At 51.7% G+C, this 25,672-nt stretch carries 24 protein-coding genes; 13 read left to right on the top strand and 11 right to left on the bottom strand.

What is annotated here, in order from left to right; genetic code table 11:
• Positions 1-104 precede the first annotated feature (104 nt).
• Together ABGT79_RS08775 and ABGT79_RS08770 are read left to right on the top strand one after the other, a co-directional pair.
• Complete coding sequence (locus ABGT79_RS08775) at positions 105-1,430, top strand: hemolysin family protein (RefSeq protein WP_346665865.1); 1,326 nt, start codon at positions 105-107, stop codon at positions 1,428-1,430.
• 484 nt (positions 1,431-1,914) lie between these two features.
• Complete coding sequence (locus ABGT79_RS08770; RefSeq protein WP_294484849.1) at positions 1,915-2,247, top strand: CGGC domain-containing protein; 333 nt, start codon at positions 1,915-1,917, stop codon at positions 2,245-2,247.
• Between the two features lie 211 nt (positions 2,248-2,458).
• On the opposite strand, the gene ABGT79_RS08765 is transcribed toward ABGT79_RS08770, so the two are convergent.
• From ABGT79_RS08765 to ABGT79_RS08715, 11 genes are all read right to left on the bottom strand, one after another.
• Positions 2,459-5,107, bottom strand: a complete 2,649-nt coding sequence (locus ABGT79_RS08765) for a pitrilysin family protein (protein ID WP_346665864.1) — start codon at positions 5,105-5,107, stop codon at positions 2,459-2,461.
• A 566-nt stretch (positions 5,108-5,673) separates the two neighbouring features.
• On the bottom strand, positions 5,674-6,102 hold the full coding sequence (locus ABGT79_RS08760) for a TOBE domain-containing protein (RefSeq protein ID WP_346665863.1): 429 nt from the start codon (positions 6,100-6,102) through the stop codon (positions 5,674-5,676).
• Between the two features lie 942 nt (positions 6,103-7,044).
• Positions 7,045-7,998, bottom strand: a complete 954-nt coding sequence (locus tag ABGT79_RS08755; RefSeq protein ID WP_346665862.1) for a protein rep — start codon at positions 7,996-7,998, stop codon at positions 7,045-7,047.
• 130 nt (positions 7,999-8,128) lie between these two features.
• The gene (locus tag ABGT79_RS08750) at positions 8,129-9,007 is read right to left on the bottom strand and encodes a ParB/RepB/Spo0J family partition protein (RefSeq protein ID WP_346665861.1); all 879 of its coding nucleotides are present in this window, start codon (positions 9,005-9,007) and stop codon (positions 8,129-8,131) included.
• A gap of 140 nt (positions 9,008-9,147) precedes the next feature.
• Positions 9,148-9,840 carry an ERF family protein gene (locus tag ABGT79_RS08745; RefSeq protein WP_346665860.1) on the bottom strand — a complete coding sequence of 231 codons (693 nt, stop codon included), beginning with the start codon at positions 9,838-9,840 and terminating at the stop codon, positions 9,148-9,150.
• Positions 9,841-9,854: 14 nt separating this feature from the next.
• Positions 9,855-10,628, bottom strand: coding sequence for a PD-(D/E)XK nuclease family protein (locus ABGT79_RS08740; RefSeq protein ID WP_346665859.1), 774 nt, complete (start codon positions 10,626-10,628; stop codon positions 9,855-9,857).
• Between the two features lie 72 nt (positions 10,629-10,700).
• Positions 10,701-10,862 (bottom strand): hypothetical protein, encoded by a 162-nt coding sequence (locus tag ABGT79_RS08735; protein WP_346665858.1) that lies wholly within the window; start codon positions 10,860-10,862, stop codon positions 10,701-10,703.
• A 12-nt stretch (positions 10,863-10,874) separates the two neighbouring features.
• Positions 10,875-11,579 carry a DUF3150 domain-containing protein gene (locus tag ABGT79_RS08730; RefSeq protein ID WP_346665857.1) on the bottom strand — a complete coding sequence of 235 codons (705 nt, stop codon included), beginning with the start codon at positions 11,577-11,579 and terminating at the stop codon, positions 10,875-10,877.
• Positions 11,580-11,588: 9 nt separating this feature from the next.
• A complete protein-coding gene (locus ABGT79_RS08725) occupies positions 11,589-11,810 on the bottom strand; it encodes a DUF2997 domain-containing protein (RefSeq protein ID WP_346665856.1) in 222 nt (73 codons plus the stop codon).
• Between the two features lie 9 nt (positions 11,811-11,819).
• Positions 11,820-12,251 (bottom strand): hypothetical protein, encoded by a 432-nt coding sequence (locus tag ABGT79_RS08720; protein ID WP_273524240.1) that lies wholly within the window; start codon positions 12,249-12,251, stop codon positions 11,820-11,822.
• 7 nt (positions 12,252-12,258) lie between these two features.
• Complete coding sequence (locus ABGT79_RS08715) at positions 12,259-13,692, bottom strand: AAA family ATPase (RefSeq protein ID WP_346665855.1); 1,434 nt, start codon at positions 13,690-13,692, stop codon at positions 12,259-12,261.
• Positions 13,693-14,193: 501 nt separating this feature from the next.
• Here ABGT79_RS08715 and ABGT79_RS08710 point away from each other — a divergent pair.
• The 11 genes from ABGT79_RS08710 (at position 14,194) to ABGT79_RS08660 (ending at position 25,489) form a co-directional block, all read left to right on the top strand.
• The gene (locus ABGT79_RS08710; RefSeq protein WP_346665854.1) at positions 14,194-15,312 is read left to right on the top strand and encodes a hypothetical protein; all 1,119 of its coding nucleotides are present in this window, start codon (positions 14,194-14,196) and stop codon (positions 15,310-15,312) included.
• A gap of 10 nt (positions 15,313-15,322) precedes the next feature.
• Positions 15,323-16,077 (top strand): IS5 family transposase gene (locus ABGT79_RS08705; RefSeq protein ID WP_346664755.1). Its coding sequence is split into 2 segments (ribosomal slippage): positions 15,323-15,656 and positions 15,656-16,077, totalling 756 coding nucleotides; the frame shifts between segments, so codons are not numbered across the junction.
• A 234-nt stretch (positions 16,078-16,311) separates the two neighbouring features.
• The gene (locus tag ABGT79_RS08700) at positions 16,312-17,808 is read left to right on the top strand and encodes an SLC13 family permease (protein ID WP_346665853.1); all 1,497 of its coding nucleotides are present in this window, start codon (positions 16,312-16,314) and stop codon (positions 17,806-17,808) included.
• Positions 17,809-17,840: 32 nt separating this feature from the next.
• On the top strand, positions 17,841-19,526 hold the full coding sequence (locus ABGT79_RS08695; protein WP_346665852.1) for an FAD-dependent oxidoreductase: 1,686 nt from the start codon (positions 17,841-17,843) through the stop codon (positions 19,524-19,526).
• Positions 19,527-19,564: 38 nt separating this feature from the next.
• Complete coding sequence (locus tag ABGT79_RS08690) at positions 19,565-20,671, top strand: 4Fe-4S dicluster domain-containing protein (protein ID WP_346665851.1); 1,107 nt, start codon at positions 19,565-19,567, stop codon at positions 20,669-20,671.
• Between the two features lie 71 nt (positions 20,672-20,742).
• Complete coding sequence (locus ABGT79_RS08685; protein WP_346665850.1) at positions 20,743-21,429, top strand: Crp/Fnr family transcriptional regulator; 687 nt, start codon at positions 20,743-20,745, stop codon at positions 21,427-21,429.
• Positions 21,402-21,560 carry a TRAP transporter large permease subunit gene (locus tag ABGT79_RS08680; RefSeq protein ID WP_346665849.1) on the top strand — a complete coding sequence of 53 codons (159 nt, stop codon included), beginning with the start codon at positions 21,402-21,404 and terminating at the stop codon, positions 21,558-21,560. The genes ABGT79_RS08685 and ABGT79_RS08680 overlap by 28 nt, the downstream gene beginning before the upstream one ends.
• Before the next feature lie 24 nt (positions 21,561-21,584).
• Positions 21,585-21,815 carry a ferredoxin family protein gene (locus ABGT79_RS08675; RefSeq protein ID WP_346665848.1) on the top strand — a complete coding sequence of 77 codons (231 nt, stop codon included), beginning with the start codon at positions 21,585-21,587 and terminating at the stop codon, positions 21,813-21,815.
• Positions 21,816-21,824: 9 nt separating this feature from the next.
• Positions 21,825-23,507, top strand: a complete 1,683-nt coding sequence (locus tag ABGT79_RS08670; protein WP_346665847.1) for an FAD-dependent oxidoreductase — start codon at positions 21,825-21,827, stop codon at positions 23,505-23,507.
• A 51-nt stretch (positions 23,508-23,558) separates the two neighbouring features.
• On the top strand, positions 23,559-23,810 hold the full coding sequence (locus ABGT79_RS08665) for a ferredoxin family protein (RefSeq protein WP_346665846.1): 252 nt from the start codon (positions 23,559-23,561) through the stop codon (positions 23,808-23,810).
• Complete coding sequence (locus ABGT79_RS08660; RefSeq protein WP_346665845.1) at positions 23,807-25,489, top strand: FAD-binding protein; 1,683 nt, start codon at positions 23,807-23,809, stop codon at positions 25,487-25,489. Before ABGT79_RS08665 ends, ABGT79_RS08660 begins: the two co-directional genes overlap by 4 nt.
• Positions 25,490-25,672: the final 183 nt, after the last annotated feature.

Below are 25,672 nucleotides of genomic sequence, written 5' to 3'. Positions count from 1 at the left end.
ATAAAAACATCTCGATTTATGGTCATTTCAACCAAAAGAAGAAGATTTGATTGCATATTCAAAAAAGGCATTGACACTTTTGCGATAATTATGACAATCAATACATGGAAATAATTATTCTTATAGTGCTCATCGTGCTGAACGGCATTTTTGCCATGTCTGAAATCGCCCTCGTGACCGCCCGCAAGGCGCGGCTCTCGCCGAGGGCCTCCGCCGGCGACAAGGCCGCCCAGGCCGCCATACATCTCGGCGAAAACCCCACCCGCTTTCTTTCCGCCATCCAGATAGGCATCACGTCCATCGGGCTTCTGAGCGGCATTTTCGGCGAATCGGCCCTGGCCGGGCCGCTCTCCGTGTGGATGCACGAATCCCTCGGCGTTCCTGCGGCCACGGCAGGCATGCTGGCCACCGTGGTCGTGGTCATGGCGGTCACCTATCTGTCCATCGTGGTGGGCGAACTCGTGCCCAAACGCCTCGGACAGCTCGCGCCCGAGCGCATGGCCTGTCTCGTGGCCCGGCCCATGACGGCCCTTGCCAAAATAAGCGCGCCCTTCGTGCTGCTTCTTTCCTGGTCCACCAGCCTCATTCTGCGCATTCTGGGCGCGCGGCCCGACGAAAGTCAGACCGTCACCGAAGAGGAAATTCAGGCCATGATCGACGAAAGCTCGGAAGCGGGAGCCATCGAAAGCCGTCAGCGCGACATGCTGCGCAACATTTTCCGCCTCGACGACCGTCCGGCAAACTCCATCATGGTGCCCCGCGCCGACGTGCTTTTTCTGGACGCGCAGCTCTCCCCGCAGGAAAATCTGAACGTGCTGAAGGAATTCGAGCATTCCTGGCTGCCGGTGTGCAACGGCGGTCTCGGCAATCTGCTCGGCGTCATACGCACCAATCAGGCGCTGCTGCTGTGCGCGGAATCCGCAAACGACGCCGAAACCTTTTCCCGCGAGCTGACCGCCCAGTGTCTGCCGCCCGTGTTCGTGCCGGAAACGCTCACCAGTCTGGAGCTGCTGAAACGCTTTCAGGAACAGCGTCTGCACGTTGTATTCATTGTCGATGAATACGGCACGCTGCAGGGCATCGTCACGCCCCGCGACATTCTCACGGCCCTGGCCGGACAGATCGACACCCCGCACGAGGATTCCTGGGCCGTGCAGCGCGAGGACGGCAGCTGGCTCATGGACGGCGGCATTCCCGTGCCGGAACTCAAGGACAGACTCGGCATTCAGACGCTTCCCGCCGAGGACAAGGGATACTACACCATTCTGAGCGGCATGTTCATGTACCTGACGGGCCGCATTCCCCGCGAGGGCGATCACGTTGTCTGTCAGGGCTGGCGCTTCGAGGTGGTGGACATGGACGGCAACATGATAGACAAGATTCTTGCGGAAAAGCTGCCCGGGGAGGCCAAGGCCGAGGAGAAGGAATAACCCGTTCCGGCGGAGCCAATCGCCGGGAAAAAGCAGCCGGCGGCGGCGCAGACTTCCGTACGCTTCGCAGACCTCGGCGCGAAGCAGCCCCTTTTACGGAATCCTGCACCGACGACGCCGCGGCCGGACGAGTCATCGTCCGGCCTTTTTTTCGTGCATCGCCCTGCGTGCAGCGGCACGCCCGAAAGCCTGCCGCTCACGCAAAAAGAAACCGGCCGGTTCGTGGAGCTGGGAACCGGCCGGCATGGAAAGGGGGTATGGAGGAGAAGAGTATGAAAATCTCTGGTTATCCAGGGGAGCTGACAACCTTCGACAGCTCCCTTGTACATGAGCCGGCAGGAAAGTCACGTTTCAAACTCTTTCTCGTCGTGCAATATTTTGCAATGTAGCCTCCCCTGCCTGCGTTTTTTGCCGCCGCTCTTGCGCGATCCCGGGCCCCTGGCGTAAGCTGAGCAGAAGCCGCCCCTGCGGCAAGGAGGACATCATGAAGAAAATAGGCATCATACGCTGCCAGCAGACCGAAGACATGTGCCCCGGCACCACGGACTTCAAATGCGCAGGCGCGGGAACCATGGCCTTTGAATCCTTTGCGCCCTGTGAAATCGTGGGCTTCGTGAGCTGCGGCGGCTGTCCGGGCAAGCACGCCGTCACCCGGGCGAAAATGCTGGTCGATCGCGGAGCCGAAGCCGTGTTTCTCGCCTCCTGCATACGCAAGGGCAGTCCCATAGGCATGCCCTGCCCGAACGCCGAAGCCATGAAGGCCGCCATAGAAAAGAAGCTGGGCGACGCGGTTCCCGTCATCGACTGGACGCACTGATCCTTCGTCGCTCTCCCCCCTGCGCCGGGCGGCGCGCTCCGGCTCCGGCCGTTTTGCGCTCCCCTCGCCGGGTCGGCGGGCTCTTTTTTAATCGCTTCCGCTCCTCAATCTCCTGAAAACATGAAAGGGGCGACGGAATATTCCGTCGCCCCTTTCATGTTTTCACTTATCCGCCAAAACGGCGGAACCGCGTTCCGCAGCCTTCGCGCCGCTACGGCGTCACGCGAAGATCATAGGCGCGGTTCAGATCCAGATACTTGCGCGCCGTTTCGCGCAGCGTCTTCGCATCCACGGCCTTCATGGCCTCAAGGCATTCGCGGCCGTAGTCGAGGCCGTGCCCGTTCAGAATGTTGGCCGCGCCCTCTCCGGCGCGCATGGCGCGGCTCTGCCTTGCGCGGTAGTAGTTGGCCTCAGCCACGGCCTTGGCCCGCTCCAGCGTTTCTTCAGAGAGCAGATTTTCGTGCAGATCGCGCACGATGGCTTCAAAGGACGCCCTGGCCTTGTCCAGATTTTCCGGCGAGGCGATAATGCCGAAGGCAAGAAAACCGGTATCCTTTCCGGCCCAGTCCACAGGGAACACCGAGTAGCCGAGGCTCTGCTTTTCCCGCAGATCCTGATAAAGCTTGCCGGTGAATCCGCCGAGCGATTCCGAAAGCAGGCGCAGCGCCGGCCTGTCGGAGTCCTCAGCGCCCGCCGTGGGGAAGAGCATGAGGTACACGGCCTGATTGCGTCCGGGCAGCTTCATGCTCCACGTCTTTTCCTTCGTCCACGCGGGGGCCTCGCTCTCAAGCGCCTTTTCCGAGGGCGCGGGCAGCGACTTCACAAACGCTTCCACCTGCGCGCGGTCGAAGTCGCCCGCCACGGAAAGCACCCACGGACGCGCCTTCTGCCGGTTCCAGAACGCCGCAACGTCCTTTGCCGTGTACTTGGCCACCACGGCGGGATCGCCGTCGTTTCTGTGCGCGTAGGAACCCTTGCCGAAGAGAAAATGACGCAAATTCCTGCCGAGCAGGCCCATGGCGCTCTGCTCGCTGCTCACGATGGAGGCTATCTGTTCGCGCTTCACGCGCTCCACGTCTTCGTCGCGGAAGGCGGGCTGTTCCAGCACTTCCTTCATGAGCGCGAACACCTCGGGCGCAAACTTTGCGGGGGCGTCCATCTGCACGCTGAACGAACGCAGACCGCTGCCTGCGGAAAGTCCCGCCGCGCGACCGGAAAGGTACACGTTGATGTCGCTCAGACTGCGGTTCTTCGTGCCCGTAGGCAGCGCGGCCGCAGTGAGCGAGGCCAGACCTTCCTCATTGTCGCCTGCCAGAAGCTCGCCGCCGGAAAAGCTCAGCGCGGCGGACACGTACGGCAGCGACCTGTCGGGAAGAAGCACGAGCGTGCGGCCCTCGCCGAGGGAAATCACTTCGGGGCGAAGCGCCGTGTCGGCCTTGTCCTTCTTCGCTTCGGCGGGCGCGGCCTTGCCCGCTTCCGGCCAGCCCTGCACGAGCGCAGCCTTTGCCGCGGCGCCGTCCAGCGCCGCAGCTCCGCCCTTTTCACCCTGCGGAACCAACGCGGCCACGGTCAGCGCGTCGGGGCGCAGCCAGCGGTCGATGACTTCCTGAATCTGCGTGCGTCCCACGCTGCGCACCGCAGAAAGATAACGCTCGCCGCCCACGCTGGACGGATCATAAAAATATTCCGAGCCCATGGTCTCCGCGACGTCGGCAATGTTCTCAAGGCCGCGCAGATAATTGTCCTCAAGGTTCAGACGGGCACGGGCAATCTGCTCGTCGGTGAAATCCGTCGCCTTGAGCGAGTCCAGCGTTTTGCCCAAGTCGCGCAGATATTCGGGCGTGTTGTCGGCGTCGAGCTGCGCCAGAATCATGAAAGCGCCCGCCCGCTCAAAGCTCATGGCCGAAGCGCTTATGCTGTCCACCACGGGCTTCTGAATGCGGAACGACACGGGCAGCAGCGCAGTGTCGTCGCCGGAGAGAAGATGCGCCAGCACGTCGGCCGCAGGCAGAAGCTCATCCTTCATGCCCGGCAGCGGGAAGGACAGCGACACGAACGCCTTGTCCCAGGGGCCGACCTCCACATCGACCACCAGCCCCTGCGCCAGATCGGCAGGATCAAAGGACGGCTCCACCTTGAGCACGTTGTTGTTCCGGTAGCCGCCGAACAGCGTTTTCGCCTCGGCCAGAATGTCGGACGCCTTCACGTCGCCCGCCACCGAGAGCACCATGTCCCGCGGATCGTAGCGCCGCCGAATGTAGTCGCGCATCATCTCGGGCGTCACGCCGCGCAGTGCCTTTTCCGTGCCGATGACCGGCGTTTCGTAGGGCGTGCCCTTCAGCGTGTGCGCAAGCGCCGTCTGGAAGAGCTTCGTCATGGGGCTGTCGCCGCGCTGCTTCTTTTCCGCAATGACCACTTCCCGTTCCGCGTCCAGATCAGCCTGACGCAGCAGCGGATCAAAGGCCAGATCGCGCACCGCGGTCATGGCGTCCTTCCACTTTGCGGCAGGCAGGTCGGTCAGATAGGTGGTCATGTCGTAGGACGTGTAGGCGTTCATGGAACCGCCGGCGTTTTCCACGCGCTTGTCCACTCCCGGGCCGCTGGTCTTGGAGCCCTTGAACACCATGTGTTCCAGAAGATGGCTCATGCCCGCCTCTTCCGGCTTTTCCCAGGCCGAGCCGGCCTTCACGAAAAGACGCACTGAAACCAGCGGAAAACGATTGTCTTCCCGCACAAGCACGGTCAGACCGTTTTCCAGACGGAATATCTGTATGTCGGAAACGGCCTGCGCCGCTCCCGTGCCGCCCAGCGCCAGGCATACCGCCAGCGCCACGTTGGCGCACCATTTAAAAAAACGCATAGTCACCTCGTATGCTCACCCGGCCGTCGGCCGGAACAGTTCAGCGCTTCCGCGCGATGTTCGTTCGGCGTCGATGACAACGCCGTGCCGTCCTCAACGCGTCCGCGGCCCGCTTCCCGCCGCGGCGTCTTTCTAGCTGTGGCACAGTCCTTGTTTTTCCGCCATAATTTTTCCGCCCCTTTTTCGTGACAAATTCTTGCAATTGCCCGAAAAGCTGCACCGACCGCCCCAGCCCGGGAAGCATTTTTCGCAAAAAACGCCGCTTCGAACGAAAAAGAAATATGACGCGCACGCCGATCAGGCAACCGGGCCGCTTCAAAGCGCAAAAAGACGCGCGGCAGTCTCCGAGCCTGGCCGGGAAAGTCCGCGAAGACACGTCGAATCCGACCAGAAGACGAATATCGACCGGCGATATCGCGACAGGCGTGCCGCTCCTTCGGCATCGACACGCGCCGCATCGCCCTGAGGCCTCCGAACGTCGATGGGCAAAAAAAGCCGGAATATCGTCGAACCCGACCATATTCCGGACAACTCGTTTTGCAGGAGCAGCGCCCCTGTCGAAGGGACTACTGCCTGGCGGCAAGAATCACATGCGGAGCCTTGATGGCGGCCAGCACATGCACGCCTTCGGCAATGCCGGCGTCATCCGCGCTGTCCACCGTGCATACGGAGGTCAGACGCTCTCCGTTTTCCAGCTCCACGGCCACGCTGGCCATGATCTGCCCTTTTTTTACGCTCACGACCTTGCCGGGCAGCATGTTGCGCGAAGAAAGAATATAGCCGTCGCTCTCGCGCACAAGCAGAACGTTCACGCCCTTCACCATGGCCAGCACTTCGCGGCCGGGTTCCAGCTTGAGCGTTTCGGTGCTTTGGCAGGTCACGACGGCGGCAACCTTCAAACCGCCCTTGAGGTCGATATCGACCTCATCGTTGACAACGCCTCTTTTTACAGACGTAACCACACCTTCCAAGATATTCCTCGTGGTGACTTTCATGGGGGCGACTCCTTCCTAAGGGGTTTGTTCTAGGATTACTCACCGCCAAAGAGCTGTCAATGCCCTGTTTCCCTGTCTCCCAAAGATTTTCCGCCGTCAGGGCAGGCGGATCGCCCCCCCCGGGCAGCGCCGAACATTCCTTTTTTCTTCCAGATTTCGCCGGAAGTTTCCGAGGTGATTTTCCAGACGCACGCCTTCCGGGAACGGACGGATCGGAGGCATTTTGAACGCTCGCGCAAAGACTGCAAGAGCCGAGCCGCGGCAGTGCAGACCGGGCAGCCTGCACCGCCTAGCGATCCATACATCAGAACCGCACGCACCATCTCGTCTTGCCGGATCATAAGCCCACTCCGCCGTCTCCCCCTCGAAAATTTCAGCCGCACTCCGTTAAACATCGCATATCGTACCCCCAAATGTACCCCCAATTTTGGGGGTACGTCCATGTTGCTTGCTGAATTATGCGGGACTATGATTTTTAAAAAAATAAGTCCCACAAGGGTTTATGTACCTTATGGGACTTTTCAGCATCTATCCTGGCGGAAAGGGTGGGATTAGATACTGTATATTATCCCATTAGTATAATTGAGTTTCGTCAAAGTCAATGGACTACTATACCCCCAAATATACCCCCTGACGAATCTCAATACCCTGCGCGTTCTCTTTATACCTTACCTCCAATTAAAAGTCAGCTGCATACCTTTGAGCTAAAAAATTCCCCACACCGTACGGCATGGGGAAGAAATACATATCAAAAGCCAAGTCTTACATATTTAATAATATAGAAACTTCTTGAAAAGAAACACTTTATATAAAGTGTAGTAAATTCTTGTAATTTCAATATATTATCGCATATATTCAATGCGTTTCATGTAACCGAAGGATTGACGGAGACTTTTTATGGACATTAGTCCATCATATATATCATGTATTTTTTCTATAATATTATGAATAAAAAGTATCCGCACGCCCCCATAAACTAAATTGATCTTTATTATTTTTAATATATTTTTGTGTTTCTTCACGAGAAAGAAGATAACAATTTTTATCCTCTGCTGCGAAGTCAGCAGTAGATAATTTTTGTTTGGAATTTTTCTTGCTGAATATTCCACCACGTGTAATATACTTAATGTTTGAAATTTTATTTATAAATGTTTTTAGTGATTGAATATCAAGTGATAAAATAATGTATTCTAGATTTTTAGATTTTGTTATATAATTTATCTTTTTTTCAAGAGTTGATTTGTTTGTTATTGATTGTATATTAGTTTGTATTTCATAGTCCTTCTTATAATCGCTATTTTTACTTAGTAATTTATCTATTGAATATGGTAAGAATTTTTCTTCTTCAAGGATATTGTAAAATATATCACAAGCGAATTCACTAAACTCATTATTAGAGATAAAATTTCTACCTTTCACGCTTCCAGATACTGATATAATGGCATGAAGATGAACATGTATATATTTTTCTGAAGTTACACTTCCAAATTCTATACTTGTAATATAACCTTTAATTCTTTTTGAGAAAAATTTACTATTTTTTATTCTTGTAAAAAGTTCTCGTAGAAATCTTATCATATCCTTAATATATTCTACTTTAATTCTACAAGGAGACAAAGTAATAAATACAGCATTAATTTTTTCCATATTTTTTACTATACCTATTGCTTCTTTTCTCATATTATACATTTTTAAATCATTGCATATTGGACATACGCATTCTTTACATCTGTAAAATCCAGATGGCTTTATTAAAGTTTCACCTGTTAATTTGTTTATATGTTCAATAACATAAAGAAGTGATGAGCAATTTGATACATTTTCATATCTTTCAAAGCAACCTCTTTTCAGCCTATTAACAAACTTTTCTTTATTTCTACGAATAAAAAAACTCATATCTTCCTCTATTTGCATTTTAATACAAAATCTTAATAGTTTTTTCTAAACAATTTCAAATTAACTTATTTTATTTTTTAAATAAAAAGGCGGCGCAATGTATGCCGCCTTTTTCTTGAATTACACTATACTATTTATTAAAGTTGTCATTATTATATACTAATGTTTGATATTCGTTTTCATTATACATTTTTATCAATTCAATAATTTCTTCTGCCACTTCATACACATCACTCAGATCTTCATCCGCCAGATTCGGATTTTTCCTTAGATAATCGCGGAGATTACAGATGTCACGATAGGACTTACTTTTCGGATCTACAGTCTTTTTCATGGGCTTATGCTCCTTTTTATTTATATAGTTACTGAACGCTTCCATTTGCTTATCCGCTTTCTTTCTTGCGATAATCAACATGTCTCGCTTTGGAATATCGTCTCTTTTTCTGACTTCATTACGTATTTTTTCATCGATATTCATCAATGTTCTATAATCTGATACGGTTTGCTTTGATATATTAAGCGTTTCTATAAGATATTTTGTCGTCAGTTTATACTTATCTATATACTCAGCCATGTCGATGTAATGAATGTCAGATCTGACGATATTATCTTCCAGGCAGACATTCCTGAGATTACAATAAATGAATCTGGCCCGGATGGTTTGAAAGCCAAGTTCCCGACAGGCACGCAACCGACGCTGACCGGAAATGAGGTATATCCGCTTCTCCGGCTTCGCTTCATCGTCGACTGTCGCTTCCGTGAGGATAATGCTGCTGTTCTGACCGGAAGCCCTGATGCTGTTCTTCAGAGCCTCAAGATCTTCCTGATCCATGTGTTTGCGAATTTCACACGGGTTGTCGAAAATAAGGTCAACGGGAATTTCGTATTCCTTATTCTCCTCATATTCCCTTCTGCTCTTATCCACTGGAACAAGTGGGAACGTATTGATGTTGAGATTTTCGAAAACTTGATTGCTAAGTTCACTAATTTGATCTTTAAAAGAATCCATAATAAACTCCATTGTTAAATGTTAAACAAAAAAAATAATCTACTCATACTATTTCTATATAAAAATATAAAAAAATTATGATGCAAAAAAAGAAGCCCTCTTCTTATGCAAAAGAGGGCTTTTGTTTTAGACTGTCGAAGCTATTGCCTGATGGGTTGTGGTTTTCTGTAGGTGTTGAGGGTTTTGAGCAATCCCCGCAAAACTATGGGGTTTGACTCGCATTCTCTAAGAATTTCAGCCTGTTCTTGATACTGTTCACTATTCATTCTCTCCACCGGACAGCCATAGGTCTGCTCCAGGTATTGCCGGTAATGGGGAATGTAATCGGCCAAATTCAAGGCGGAAAGCATCTGACTCAGCGGTATCTTCTTCTGTGCGGTCGAAGACTGCGGCCGGGAAGTCCGCCGTGACGGACACTTTTCCTGCCGAAACGATGCGGCATTGCCGTCATCATCTTCTCCCGTGACTATGCCGAGCATGGCGGAAAGTGCATAGCGTCGTCCATAGGTACAGGCTGAACCAAGCCCCTGAGCATCATTTTTTGCCAGCGGGATCATGGCCAGACCTGCCTGATACTGGCCAGTCTCCGCATGAACAAGCTTGGTGACAAGGCCGAAGTATCCGGGCTCGGCTGGAACCGGGTACTGAGTCAGCAAAATGCCGTTTTCAATCAGTACGGAACGACAGCAGTCCATAACACTGTTCAGTGTCGCGTATTTGTTTTTGACAAAAGGATTGACGGCATCTTTAACAGCAGGCTGAAGCTGCCTCTGCACATTCAGAAGCGCTTTTGCCAATTCACGTATATCATCTGATGCATAGGAAAATTCCATGTGACAACCTCACATTATGGATTTGAATGGAAGCATATGTCCTGATGTTGACACCAGGAGCAGTGCATTCCGATATTTTTATAAAAATTACCCTGCAGGATGGCTTGGGATATAGACAGCAGCATGGAATATGTCTGCTGGAAATCCTTTCGGCTCCGTGCAGAGTTGAGCCATACGACTTTGGGATTCTTAGTTCTGACAAGGTACAGATAAGAAACCGGAATACAGCTGTTCCAGCCGAAACGACTGGCCAGAAGGTACGCATAGGTACTGAGTTCCAGGGAACGATCTGCCTGCCAGTCAAACGGAGTTCGTGCCGAAGTCTTGATATCTATGACTCGGTAAATTCCGTCATCTGTGCAGTCTATGAGATCCATGTATCCGCGAAGCAGTATGTTCTCATGGACCTCACCTGTCTCAGGATTGAACAACGGATACTCAAAGTACGTTTCCATATCCACGGGATTGAGAGGGTCAATCTGCGAAAGAAATGTTTCAGCTTCTTTGAGTACGCTGTCCTGAGCTTTTTTCATGGCTTCCGGGCTTTCATATTCTGTGCCCGTCAGCTCGATGTCCTTCCAGAATTCGTCGGATGCCACTCTGGAAATTTCTGCAATCTTGTCACCGTACACGATGGTGTTCTCGATGACATGATGAAGGGCAGAGCCTTCCAGCATGGCCTTCGGCGTTTTTTCAGGAATGATCTTATCGACGTATGTATACTGGTACTTCTGAGGGCACAGGGTAAATGTGCCGATTTTGGACTTGGAGAGTCTCAGAGTGGTCATGATTCCTCCGAAAAGGAGGGCGGCGAGAGATCCCGCCACCCTTTTGAATTGTGACGGGAACAAGCCTGTGCCTTAATCGCTCATGCGGATTTTTCTTCGGGGAAGATTCTCCAGCGACTGATCAATGGCAGCAAGCAGCTCGCTCATTTTTCCGTGCATTTCCGTTTTGAAGGAAACGTCAGTACGAAGCCGTGCGGGAGATACACCGTCCACAATGCTTTTGCATTGCTGCACCAGTGACTCCAGCTATTCATCCTGAAAGATGTTCCTGTCATCGAAGTGAGACAAAAACTCATGCAGGTTTTCCACAGCGGAAGACCGGAGGCGTTTTGGCATTCCGTCGGTTCCGTTCAGCTTGTCGGTCAGATTGGATACCAGATCGACAAATTCCATTCTCAGTGCCTCTTCGGCTTCCTGACGTGCCTGCGCCATGAGTTCCTTGAACTTGGTCATTTCCTCCTGATACAGAGAGGCAGGGAGTATTCGTGATGTGGACGGGCCGACCGTGAGGTAACGCCATTCAAAGCGAAAGCGGCCCTTCAGCTGATCGGCAGAAGGATAGTCCAATTGATCAAAAAGCTCTCCCAGCTTCTCCGCTGCTTCCGTGATGGCGGAAGGATACCAGTAGAGAAAACTTTCCACGGAACAATCGTAATCGTTCTTAAATGTTGAAAGCTGATCCTGTATTGTCGGGATCAGCTTCCGTGGCACGAGGACACAGCCTCGAATGGGAAATGGCAAGGCCAGCTTTCGGATGTAGTTTCGGGCCTTGCCGGTTATTTGTTTGATGGGAGCCGTGGATTCCGGATCAAGGAGAAGTTTTCGTCCTTTCAGGTAGTCCACGTTCCCGACCTCAGCCAGAAGTGCGGGCGGCAGTTTTCTGTCAATGCTCCAGCAGGTTGCCGTGAGCTGAAGAAGCGCCGCATCCTTGAAGATATCAGAATACGACACGTCGGACTCCTAATGGATGGAATAACCGCCGTTCCTGCACACGGGAACATGACGGGTCACTTCTTTCCCTTCCTTATTAATATAGGAAAGAGGTGTCAGTTCACGGGAGATTTCCTCCCCGAGAACCTGCTTGATGAATTCCGAAGCTTCCAGGCACGATTTGCCCTTGAAACCGGAAGTTTCCAAAGTGACTTCGCCTGTGGCGTCGATGGAAATGGTGATGGTCTTCATGCTGTTCTCCTACACTGCGGTCAGGGTTATTTTCAGGGTATTGTCGACCTTCTTTTCCGAGTAGAAATAGTTATGGCGTTTTGCCTGGGCCTTCACGACTTCCGCCGTGTATGCCTGCTTGAGCAGTTCGCCATGATGGCCGACAGCCTTTCTGAGTCCCTGATCCCAGTCGTCAAAGAGCAGGATGTATTCATCTCCACGTCTGATGACGCCGATCTCATAGCCGAGTTTGGCCGTGGGAACCTGTATGGCATGGTCACATTTGCCGAGTTGTTCCTCGGTAATATCCGTGTGAATCTTCAAATCTTCGGGATGCACCACTCGCCCATACCACGTATAGGTTTTCTGGTTTTCCACGAAGCGAAGATTGAGCCGTTCGCAGGTTCTCTTGAGAATGTTCAGGTCCTTAATCTGAAGTTTGATTTTAGCGATGTGTGACATGGTTGCCTCACTTGGCTGGGGTAAGAGTTTTTCTGGCTACGGAACGGATTTTTCTCACTTCCTGTGGAGCCTCGTCGGGAGTATTGGCTATTCTTGCTCTGGACATGGCCCAGGAACGCAAGGCGTCAATTTCTTCCTTCATGGTTCGGGAAAGCGGAATCAGGTTCTTTCTGGCTTCTTCCAGACCGTCAAAGAGGGAATCCCTGATAATCTGCTCCAGTTCGGAACCGGTGTATCCGTTCAGCTGCTCCGCCCATTCAAGGGGCATGGCAGTTCCGTATTTTCTGTTCATGATGGCAATAATCTCCCTGCGCTCCTCAAGAGCAGGAAGGTCGACAAACCAGATGGAATCAAATCTGCCGGAGCGCAAAAACTCCGCAGGCAATTCCCTGATGTTGTTTGCCGTAGCCACAATGAACGCCTTGTTCTGATCATTCATCCATGTGAGGAAATGAGAGAACATGCCGCTGGTGGTTCCGCCGTCGCTGCTTCCGTTGCCTTTGACTCCTCCGAACATTTTTTCGAGTTCATCGAGGAAAAGGACACAGTTGCCGAAGGCGTCTATCACCTTGGTCGCTTCTCGAATTCTCCGTTCCGACTCGCCGACAAGGGAATTTTTGAGCTGCCCTATATCCAGACGAAGCAGAGGGAAATCCAGCATGGAAGCGACGGCACGGGCGGACAGTGATTTGCCTGTTCCCGGAATACCCACAAGAAGGATTCCTTTGGGCTTGGGAAGCGACGAATCAGGAGCGTAGGCCTGTGCGCGGTTCTGGATGTAGCTTTTCAGTCTTTTCAGGCCCCCTACGTTCTGCATGTCGACAGAGGGATAAAGCTCCAGCAGACCAGACTTCTTAATCATCTGCGCTTTGGCTTCAGTGATGACCTTGGAACTGAAATAGCCTTTCTTCACCAGCGATAAGCTGAAGGCAGTTTCTGCCTGAAATTCAGTCAAACCTGTGGCGAGCCTTGAGGCTTTGCGGTTTGTCCTGATGTTGGTGGTTTCGCCGATCTCGGCCTGCAGGCGCATCAACGCCTCTTCATCGGGCAGCTTCATCTCGATGAGATGAAAGAATGGTTGGAGTTGAATCGGCAGCGCAGGTAATGGAGAGACCATGACCAGACAGTTGCCGACGCTCTTCCAGCGAAGAATTCCATTGAGGATGGACTGGCAGACGACGGGATCATCAAGAAAGTGCTGGAGTCCATGGGCGATGAGCACCGTATCCTTCACGGTGGAAAGCCATTGGACAGCTTCGACAGGGTTTTGGATTTCGTTGAGAGTGAAGGATGACGGGGCCATGCCGTGAACACCGGAGACACAATCCCAACGGCATATCTGCCATTCGGGAATCTTCCTCATGAGTTCATCCGCTCGATGCGGTTCCTGAGTCTGTAACAGGATGGCGGGAAAACCGGCTTTCAGATAGTCAGTAATCATAATAAAACCTCCTATCTGATACTATTTCTATATGAAAAAGCCCTGTATTAAATACAGGGCTTGATGAAATATTTTTCTTTGAAAAATAAGCTGGTTAGTATTTTGCTAACTCGTCCTGTATTTTCCTGACGAGTTCGGCGGCAGTCATTCCCATAGCCTGAGCCAGAGCAAAAATAACAGCGAGGCTAGCGGATCTTTTCCCCGCTTCAATCCCGACAATGTAGACTCTCTGAAGACCTGCCTGATCTGCGAGAGCCTGCTGAGTTAAGTGCCTCTTTCGCCGTTCTCGAAGAATGACGGTGCCTGTGGCTACCTGAAGGGAAGGGTTGCTTTCCATACCTCACAAGTAGTGGGTAACTTGACCTGAAAAGTATATGATAGTATACATTTTTAACCTTTGAAAAACTTCGGATGTACTTCTCCCAACAAATACCGGAGAAATACGCTCTTCTTTTTCTTAAAAGGATTTCAAAGTATTATAAGTATTCAGGAGGAGTCGGAATGCTTACCAAAGGTGCCATAGGAAACCTTATCAACAGGTATAGGGCAGTTTTGAAAAAATGCACGCTGATCAATGTATTTGGTTCGCTGGCCGTTGCGTCCATGCTGGTCATGGGAGGAACGTCCTGCGCGAATGCCGTTGATTTAAGCGACCTGACGGATGGAGTCATTTTTAAGGACGGGGCCGCAACAGTAGACCCTGACAGTGGAAAATATGCTGCGGGCAGCAAAGTCACTTCTGACGACAGCACTCTTGATACCACCTCGATTTCCCTGACTAACAAACCCTTTACAGGCGAGCTCAATGCCGGCAGCCTTGCCTTCGGTAAAGATGTGACAGCTACGGTTAAGGATGCCTCCATTTCCATTAATGGAGGTTCCTTCACCGGTCTTATGGAAGAAGGAGAAGAAGAGCCCTGCCCCATCCGTGGCGGCGGCATAGCTGCCAACGGTGGCACATCCATTGTAGAGAAATCCGCTATCAGCATTGACGGAGCTAAGGTAGGGAATACGCTGATCTGGGCTGGAGGTGTGGCGGTGGCCGAAGAAGATGGAACGATTAACGGTACCTCCATCACAAATGAATCTACCATCACCATTAATAATACAGACGCTTCTGACGTTACCGTATACGGCGGCAGTGACAGCGGTCATGTCGGAACGTCCACCATCACCGTCTCGGGAAACAGCGAGGTTGAAACCATCTTTGCGGGCGGTGACAACGACACTGTAGAGAACGTGACCATTACGGTCGGAGACGGTGCCACTGTTCATAATATCATTACCAATGGCTCTCATAATTCCCAGGTAGAAAACGCCACCATCTTCATCAACGGTGGTAATATTGCGGGATACCAGGGGAATGCCATCTACAAGGAAGCGACCGGCGGAACGACGGAGAACCTGAAGATCGAGCTGAACGGTGGAACAATCAACGGCAACGTCATTGCCGATGCAGGTACCGCTACCATTTCCGTCAGTGATGAAGCTAAAATTTTCGGTGATATCATCAACAACAGCGGAAATATGGGGCTTGATGTTGCCGACGGTGCCATCATGACCTTAGGCTCAGGACTCATTAATTGCCAAAAGGGTAAAAAGTTCTTATTGTCGGCATAGGGAGGATGCCGTGAAGGAACTTTTTTATCTTTCTCATGAACAGATTGCTCGTATCAAACGCTACTTTCCTCGTTCCCACGGCATTCCGAGAGTCGATGACAGGCGTGTCGTCAGCGGCATTATCTATGTCATCAAGCACGGCCTGCAATGGAAAGATGCCCCGCGCGAGTATGGACCATACAAAACTCTCTACAATCGTTTTATCCGCTGGAGCCGATTGGGTGTCTTTAACAGGATTTTTGCGGAGCTTGTTGAACAAAACGGCTCCACAACACGCTTGATGATTGATACCACACATCTCAAGGCACACAGGACAGCAGCAAGTTTGCTGAAAAAAGGGGCCTTTCCCGATGTATCGGACGCACAAAAGGCGGCCTGAATTCAAAACTCCACGCTGTCTGCAATGCCTTCGGTCAACCGTTGGCCTTCCATCTGTCCGGCGGTCAGGTGAGCGACTACAAAGGCGCTGCTGTCCTGCTTGATACTCTGCCGCAGGCCAGGGAGCTTCTGGCGGATAGAGGCTATGATGCCGACTGGTTTCGTCATGCCTTGTCCCGTAAAGGAATCACGCCGTGTATTCCTGGCAGACACAGCCGAAAAACTCCGGTGGTCTATGACAAGGAGGTTTATAAGCAGCGGCACAAGATAGAAATCATGTTCGGCCGACTCAAGGATTGGCGCAGAATAGCCATGCGTTATGACCGTTGTGCACACACGTTCTTTTCGGCCATTTGTCTCGCTGCCATTGTCATCTTTTATATTTAATGAGTCCTGAACCTAATTAAAATTAAAAATATTTTCAGGGAAAGACATTTTGTCTCAAAAAAAGAGAAATTTTTAGCTGAATGTAGTTAATCTGACAGAAAAAAATATATTTTTCACGTACGTTTCAGATAATCAGATCTTAATCGTTGGCGATTTCAGCCTTTTGTATTTTTTAGATCAAAGATCCAAGCATGAGGCACCACGAAAATCGTCTCTCACACCAGGAGGACTTTTATGGCCGTACGGATTTCTCCCTCTGTCAAACAGCTTCTCTGTTTTCTGTCAGGACCTATCGCATGTGTGTTTATCAAGGATCTTCCGCCGATGGACGGTATGGCTCCACAGGGCATGACCTGTCTTGCCGGCTGCGTATGGCTGATGTTGTGGTGGCTGACGGACATTTTCTCCATGCCTGTTACATCCATCATGAGTATCCCCATTTTTGGCTTCCTCGGAGTCCTCACTCCTGCCAAAGTGTTTTCTGTTCTCGGTGACCCTTCGATGATGCTTATTTTCGGCGCGACCATTATCGTCGGTCTGTGGAAAGAGAGCAACTTCATCGAGAGATATGCCTACTGGTGCTTTAATTTTCCATTTGTCAAAGGGAGTTCAAAACGGCTTCTGTTTGTTTTCATTTTTGGCGTCGGACTTATGTCAGCCATTGCTCCGAACGTACCCTTGGCTATTCTCTTTGTCTCCATCGCTGTTATGATCGGACGTGCCTGCCAACTGGACAAAAAGTCCAATCTAATGCGCTCCCTATGCGTGTTCTCCGCAATCGCGCCTGCGGTCGGCGGCGCAGCAACGCCTATCGGCGGTGCTCCGAACATGGTTGTTATCGCGCTCATCGCGACCTCTTTGCAGTATTCTATAACCTTCTGGGAATGGTCTGCTCTTGGTATTCCACTTGTTCTGATCGCGCTTTTCGTCATTTTCTTCATTTCCGGTTTTGCACTGCCTTTAAAAGGTAAAGAGGCCAATCTTCCTGTGCCTGAAGAATATCTGCGCAAGAAGCTTGAGGATCTCGGTCCGATAACTAGGTACGAGCATATCGCCATCTTCGTTATGGTATTCGCTTTCATCCTCTGGTGCTTCGGCCCCCAGCTTGCCAATCTCATCGGCTGGAAGGCTGGCGTCAAAATGCTTTCAGCCCCGGTTGTTGCCGTGTTTATGGGGGCGATGACTTTTCTTATTCCGCTTCGTAAGGATGAAAAAAGCGGTAAGATTATCTTTTCCATGAACTGGGAGCAGGCTCTGAAGCACATCGGCTGGGGTATTCTGGTCATTCAGATCGGTACTCTTTCCTTTGGTAACGTTCTTCTCATGGGCGGATTGGATAAATGGGCTGCAAACCAAATACAGGTTCTTGCCGGTGATCTGTCCGGAGCTTGGGTGTGGTTCATCTTTGTTGTCATTACCGGGCTGGCTTCTCAGGTTGTGACGAACCTTGCTCTGGCTGCTCTTCTTATCCCCATCATGGCTAACTTGGCCATCGGTTACGGATTCCATCCCATAGCCGCTTGTCTTTCTGTCGGTTTTGCCTGCAACATCGCTACATGCTTCCCCTTCTCCTCTCTGACAGTGGCTGCTGCAATGGTAGGCGGCGGAGAATATGTCCACTCCAGAGACTTCCTTATCACAGGCCTCATAACCACCATCTCGATTTCCATCATTTCCTTCCTTCTCTGCTATTACCTCGGCCCTGTTTTGCTTCCTGCATGGGGCGCGTAGTTTTATGTTCAACCTCAACTTAGGAGGTCACAATGAAAAATTCTATGTTCAGTACAAGAAGCATGCACACTGATGTCCTTGTGATTGGTGGAGGGCTTGCCGGTTGTTCCGCTGCCATCAGGGCACGAGAACTCGGCCCTTCTGTCATTCTTGTTGATAAGGGTCATGTACGACGTAGTGGTAATGCTACATCAGGCGTTGACCATACATGGTGCTATCTGCCCGAATTTCATGATCCACTGGGATTCACTCCGCGTCAGCTGGTGGAAGATCATATTGCGAAACTTGGTCCTATGCAGGATCAGGATATGATCCTTACCATTGCGGAAAATATCGGCGACCGCATCAAGGAGCTTGAAAGCTGGGGATTCCCGTTCAAAACGGATGGAACGTACCGCTTTGTTAAGAAAATCCACCGTGTTCCCAGCTTTATGCACTGGGCCGGGCGGGATCAGAAGGTCATGTTTGAAAAGAAGGCCAGAGAATGCGGCACCGACATTCTCAACCGAGTCATGATCGTTGACCTGCTCAAAGACAACGGCAAGGTTGTCGGAGCCTGGGGCATAGGTTTACGCGAACCGGTTATCTACGTAATTTCGGCAAAGATTGTCGTCATTGCTACCGGCGGCATTTCAAGAGTATTCCCTGCGGCGACTTGTCTTGACTTCAACCGTCAGCGGCATCCGTTCGGTACGGGTGACGGCATTGCCATGGGTATCCGTGCGGGTGCCGAAGTCGTACGTATGGAATTTTTCACCCGCTGGGCCGGTCTGCATCACTTCTGTAAGCCTGGCCGCGGTACTTGGATTGGTGTCGTGGAAGACTCCGCTGGTAACGCTCTCTCTGGCAAGAAAGCCACCAGTACCCGTACGCAGATCGACTCCGCCGTTGAGTCCTATGGTGATATCATCAATGCATACCGGGCAGGCCGTGGCCCCATGTACATGAGCTGTCTCAATACTTCCAAGGAAGACTTTGATTACATGTGCTGGGCTCTTTCCAATGAAGGAAACCAGATTTTGCTCCAGCAGTTCAAGGAATGTGGCCTTGACCCCATGAAGACCCGTATTGAGTACTCTGCCTACGAGCCTGAAATCACCGGCGGCTATGCTCCCACCGTTCAGGGCGAAACTAATATTCCCGGTCTGCTTGCTGCGGGCGGTGAAGTGGTCGGCAGCATGAAGCGCTCCGTTTCTCCCGGCTCTTACGTCTTTGGTAAGCTCGTCGGCGAACACGCTGCTATTCTTGCCAAGAATGAAGACAATGCCGACATGTCCATATTCAGTGATCTTATTGCATTCCAGAAGGACAGACTGACCTGCATGAGAGAAAGAACGCAGGGAGCAAGCTGGCAGGAGGCTTCCGGCGCATGTCAGGACATCATGTCACATTACTGCTGCGAATATAAATATGAGGACCTTCTCGACGCTGGCCTCGAACAGCTTGCCCGTGTACGTCGTCGCGCTGAACTCACTCTGGCGGCGGCGAATCAGCATGAGCTTGGTCGTTGCCTTGAGGCCTTCAACCTTATGGATATCGCTGAAGCAGCTCTCAGGACCTCGAAGGAAAGAAAGGAAACCCGTTTGGATAGATACGATCCCTTCAAGCGTGTAGATTATGACACTGAAAATCCGGACATGGCCAAGTTCCTTCTTTATTCCATTGCTGACGGGAAGCCTAACTTCCGCTGGCGTGCTCCCCATACGCTGGACGACTAGGCTTTGCTGCCAATACTTTTTACATAAGGAGAAATATCATGCCTCCCAAGTTTAGCTATGAGGATACCTCTGCATATCTGTATATCCACCCTGCGATGACGCTTCGTCGTCCGCCCTGTCAGGCAGCCTGTCCTGCCGGAACGCCTATTTCTCTGATGAATAAACTTCTGGCTGACGACAGGAAGGAAGAAGCCCTGGCTGTCCTTCTGGATATTACCCCGTTCCCCGGTTCTATGTGTGAAAGCTGCGCAAAGCCCTGCGAATCGGCCTGTAATAAAAGACAGCATACTTCCAAGCCTGTTCCCATTGCCCGTCTGGCTCAGTTGGCAGCCTCCTGTCTTCCCGATGCAAATCCTCCCTGTGGAGAACCTACAGGCTATACGGTTGCCGTCATAGGTACAAATGTCGAAGCTCTTACCATGGCGTATTTCCTGTATCGTCTCGGACATACTATTACGGTTATGGGGGATGCTTCTGTTGATGGCGGATCTGGATTGCCTGAACGAGGCGTAAAGCAGTACCTGGCCGACCACGGTGTAGCTTTTTGCCCCGAGACTCCTGAGATATCGACCATTGAGTGTCAGTACGATATCATTATGGTGGAAAATGAAGCCGAATCTATTGCGTGCCAGAAAGTCTGTGTTATCCCTCAAAAGAAGAACAACACCGTGGCCTGGGTTCAGGAAGTCCGACTCGCGGCCTGCGAAGTGGACTGTCGTCTGCATGGATGCCAGCTCAAGGACATTGCATGGATTCGTATCCTTGCTGATGGAGTAGAGCGCAAGCGTATGCCCTTGGATTTTCCTGAGGATGCCAAGCCTGTCACCACCGTTCACTATGAAGATCTGAAGAATAAGACCTTCTACAATGACCAGCTTACCTTCAGAGATCGACTGGCTCCTCTGGATTCTCTGGAAGAGCAGGCTATGGAATGCTACCATTGCGGTAAATGCACAGGCTGCGGTACCTGCGTCAACATCTGCCCCGGCGACGTGCTTGCCATGAAGGATGGCAAGCCGTATGTCAAGTATCCTGACGAGTGCATTCACTGCTCCTCCTGTATGCTTGACTGCCCCAGCAGCGCCATTTCATTCAGGCTGCCTCTGCCTGCCACGCTTGGTGCACCGATGAAATACCTAGCATAATTGACGTGGCTCCGGACTTTAATTTAGCATGATAATAAAGTCCGGAGTCTTTCAACTATACGGAGATCACTATGCCGGTAGATTTCAATTTCTCTTATTTTATACATCAGGATGATATAGTATTTCCTGATTTTATTTTAAAAATGGGAGAACGGGAAAGCATTATGGCTGGGAATCAGTTGGCAAACACCGGAGATATTCTTAAATGTATTTACTATATTATAAATGGCAAACTATCATTAAATGCGATGTCTTCCGATGGTAAAGAAAAGAAATGTATGTTTATTATTAGAAATATGTTTTATGGTGAAGCGCATTTGTACGATAATTTTCCAACAATATTCAGAGTCGTTGCAGAAGTTCCAACTACATATATAAAAATTCCCCTGCGTACTGCGAGGAATCTTATCGATACTTCGCCTGAATTTCGTACTCTTTTTATCAATGCTCAAGCTCAGAAAATCAGGTGCATGACAGGAGAGCTTGTTTCATTATTGATACATAAGCCGGAAGAGCGGGTACTACACTATATAATTGATCAAATAGAACATATAAAAGAAAAAGATGACACAAAATGTATAAAAACGTCACAGCAAACCATAGCTGACGCTCTTGGAATGCACCGTGTAACTGTTGCAACTGCGTTATCTGTCTTAAAAAATTCAGGTTTTATTTCCTGTAAGCGAAATGAAATAACGCTGATAAAAGAACCTGCGTACTGCGCGGACAGATGGCCGGCATTAACCTGTTCGTCATGAAAGGCGTGGCGGACGTTCCCCTCGGGTTGATCTTCAAGGCGGCCATCCCCTTCGTGCTTGCTCTGTTCATCTGCCTCGCGCTCATTATCGCCTTCCCTCAGATTTCCCTCTTTATCCCCAGCCTCATGTAGGCCAACCGCATCAAGGAGTTTCCTATGCCTCCCGTCATCCATGCTGACCGCTGCACCCACTGCGGCATGTGCGCAACCATCTGCCCCATGAACATATTCAAGCACGAAAAAGGGCAGGTACCCCGCGTGGCTTACCCGGAAGAATGCTGGCACTGCAACGCCTGCGTGCTGGACTGCCCGTCCAAGGCCGTTGAACTGCGTCTGCCCCTTAACTACATGGTTCTGCATGTTGATGCAGATACCCTTCACGCTTAGGAGACCGCCATGCTTGAATTCAATGCTCCCATTTCTACTGATGTTCTGGTTATCGGCGGCGGCATAGGTGGACTTTGCGCGGCCATAGCGTCTGCGCAGTCCGGCGCCAAAACTCTGGTGGCCGAAAAGGCCGATACACGTCGTTCCGGTTCGGGCGCCACTGGTAACGATCATTTTGCCTGCTACTATCCGAAAGCGCACGGCGACGATATAAAAGTCATTCTCAAGGAACTGCGTCAGAGCATGGTGGGTGCTTTCCATGATGAAAAGCTGTCTTTGCGTTTTCTGGAAGAATCCCTTCCCATGGTGAACCGTTGGTATGAATGGGGCATCAATATGAAGCCCTTCAGCGACGACTATGAGTTTATGGGACACGCCTATCCCGATCGTCCCCGTATCTGGCTGAAGTACGACGGTCATAATCAGAAGCAGGTTCTGACCCGCCAGGCCAGGAAGGAAGGCGTGGACATTGTCAACCACATGCCTGTCGTCGAGCTTATCAAAGTCGACGGTGAAATAGCAGGTGCTCTTGCGCTGGATGTTTCCAGAGATATCCCCAGCTTCACCGTCATTCGTGCCAAGAAGGTTGTTCTTGCCACCGGTACCGCGAACCGTCTGTATCCTGCTGCCGGTACTCCCGGCTGGCCCTTCAATACGGCATTCTGCCCTGCCTGCGCAGGTGCAGCCCAGGCTCAGTCCTGGCGTATCGGTGCCAAGCTCGTAAACATGGAAATGCCCAACAGACACGCCGGCCCCAAGTTCTTCGCCCGTGCCGGCAAGTCCACCTGGATCGGTGTATACAAGTATCCCAACGGCAAACTGCTTGGCCCCTTCGTAGACAGAGCTACGCGCTATGTCGGCGACATCACCTGCGACGTATGGAACTCCGCATATACCGATGTGCTCCTGAACGGCAGCGGCCCTGCCTACATCGACTGTTCCCAGACGAAGCCCGATGACCTCGCCTTCATGCGCGAAGGCATGATCAGCGAAGGCCTGACCACGCTGGTGGACTACATGGACCGCACCGGACTCGACGTGTCCAAGCACGCCGTGGAATTCATGCAGTACGAACCTCACATTATCGGCCGCGGCCTTGAAATCGACATCGACGGCCAGACCTCTATTCCCGGTCTTTATGCTGCCGGTGATATGGTTGGTAACTTCCGTGCCGATATCGCAGGTGCTGCCGTTTACGGCTGGATCGCCGGACGCCACGCCGGTTCTACTGCTGCCGCGAGCGAACTTAAGGATGCTGAAAAGTCTCCTTGGGTTGCGGAACGCGCTGCGCTCTACAGCAGCTTTATGGAGCGCGAGGGCGGCGCCGCATGGAAGGAAGCCAACCTTGCCGTTCAGCAGATCATGGACTCCTACGCCGCCGCAGGCCCGCACCGTCTGCGCTCCGAAACGCTTCTTGCCGCCGGTCTGAAGTACATGGCCGACCTGCGCAAGAACGCCATTGAAGAAATATCCGTGCCCGACGCCCACAGTCTCATGCGGGCCATCGAAACGCTCGATCTCATGGACAACGGCGAAATCATCATGCACGCGGCACTGGAACGCAAGGAAACACGCGGCATGCACATGCGTTCCGATTACACGTTCACCAACCCCCTGCTTTCCGACAAATTCCTGGATGTATGGCAGGAAAACGGCGTTGTTCACAAGGAATGGCGTCAGTGCTGGAACTGATTTTATCGGAGCTGCCGCAAGGCAGCCCCTTTTCTCAAAAGGAGTACGCTCATGCCCCCCATCATTGATCCCGATAAATGCGTAGGCTGCGGCACCTGTGCCGACATATGCAACTCAAATATTTTTGTCTTCGACCGCACCAAGGACAAAACTCCTCAGGTAAAGTTCCCCGATGAATGCTGGCACTGCGATTCCTGCGTGATCGACTGCCCCAAGGGGGCCATACAGCTCCGCATCCCTCTTGCCTTCACTCTCCTTCACATCAATGCCGACGCCCTTAACCCCCAGGAGGCGAAATCATGATTCCTGTTTCCAAAACCATTGAAGCCGATGTGGTCATCGTAGGCGGAGGCATTGGCGGCCCCATGGCGGCCATAGCTGCGGCGGAAGCCGGGGCCAAGAGAGTCGTGGTTCTCGAAAAATGCAATGTGAAGCGATCCGGCTCTGGAGCCACGGGCAACGACCATTTCACCTGCTACTGCCCTGAAGTTCATGGTGATGACGTCGAACCTGTTCTTAAGGAACTCTTGGGAAGCCTTGTCGGCCAGGCCAAGGACGTGGAGCTTATGCGCCTGCATCTTCTGGAAAGCTTCGACATCGTGAAGAAGTGGGAGGAATGGGGCATCAACATGCGTCCTCTCGGCCGCTGGAACTTCCAGGGGCACGCCCTGCCCGGCAAACCCCGCGCCTTCCTGAAATTCGACGGCCGCAAGCAGAAGTCCGTGCTCGTCGAACAGATGAAGAAACACGGCGTTACGGTGCTCAATCACCATCCTGTTGTGGAACTCGCCAAGGAAAACGGCCGGGTATGCGGTGCTCTCGCTATTGATACCAGCACACCTGCCCCCTCCTTTGTGCTGGTCAGTGCTCCGTGCGTCATTCTGTCCACCGGTCTGACTCACCGCCTGTATGTGAACGGCACCACGCCCAATTATATGTTCAACACTGCCCATTGCCCCAACAATGCCGGAGGTCAGGCTCTCGGATGGCGTATCGGCGCCAGCATGGTGAACATGGAAATCCCCTACACGCATGCCGGTACCAAGTATATTCAGCGTGCAGGCAAGGCCACATGGATAGGTGTATACCGCTATCCGGACGGCAAACCTCTCGGTCCCTTCGTGACCAAACCCGATCCTGAGTACGGCGACGTGACCTCCGATATCTGGAACTCCGCCTTCCTCGATGTCATGCATAACGGTCGCGGCCCCGCCTATCTCGACTGTTCGGAAAACACGCCCGAAACACTGGCCTACATGCGCAAGGCCATGTTCGACGAAGGACTGTCCGCGCTTATCGGCTACATGGACGATAAGGGCATAGATCCCGCCAAGCATGCCGTGGAATTCACCCGCTTCGAACCCATTCTGCACGGGCGCGGACTTGACGTGGACAAGAACGGCCGGACTACCGTTCCCGGCCTCTACGCCGCCGGCGACATGGTAGGCAACGCGGGCTGCGGTCTCGGTCTTGCCGCCTGGATGGGCTGGAGAGCCGGCCATGCCGCTGCTGCCGACGCCGCCACGGCCAAGGGCAGCGCGGATCTCGCCTCCAATCCTGCCATCCAGGCCAAGATGGAACTTCTTTCCTCCTTTATGGACAGAAAGATCGGTGCCGACTGGCAGGAAGCCAACATCGCCCTTACCCAGATCATGAGCGACTACGCCAATGTGGGGCCTTACCATGTACGCTCGGAATCGCTGCTCAAGGCCGGTCTCGGCTATCTCGCTCAGCTGCGTGAGGAAACGAACGCCGGCATGAAGGCATCCTGTTCCCATACTCTCATGCGTGCGGCAGAAGTACTCGATTTGTTCGACTGCGCTGAATGCATCATGCGCTCCGCTCTGGAACGTAAGGAAACCCGAGGTAATCACAAACGCTCGGATTTCACGTTCACCAACCCGCTCCTTGCCGACAAGATGATCGACGTGACAAAGATGGACGACGGTTCCATAAAAACATCCTGGCGTGACAGAGGGTAACCTGTAACATTATCCATTTTCATAAAAGAGGCCGTTATGAGTTCACTCATATCGACCTCTTTTTTTATTCATAGACATAAACAAATCCGATGCGTGCCGAGATACTATAGCATGCTTAACAAACATCATATCATAAAGTCAAACCATTGCACCATGCCTTGAAAGGTCGGATAAAAATCTCCA

Origin of the sequence: uncultured Mailhella sp. (assembly GCF_963931295.1) — a bacterium.
In the GTDB taxonomy this organism is placed as follows: Bacteria; Desulfobacterota; Desulfovibrionia; order Desulfovibrionales; family Desulfovibrionaceae; genus Mailhella.
The sequence above is the reverse complement of the archived record's forward strand: the minus strand, read 5'-3'. Positions and strand labels throughout refer to the sequence as shown.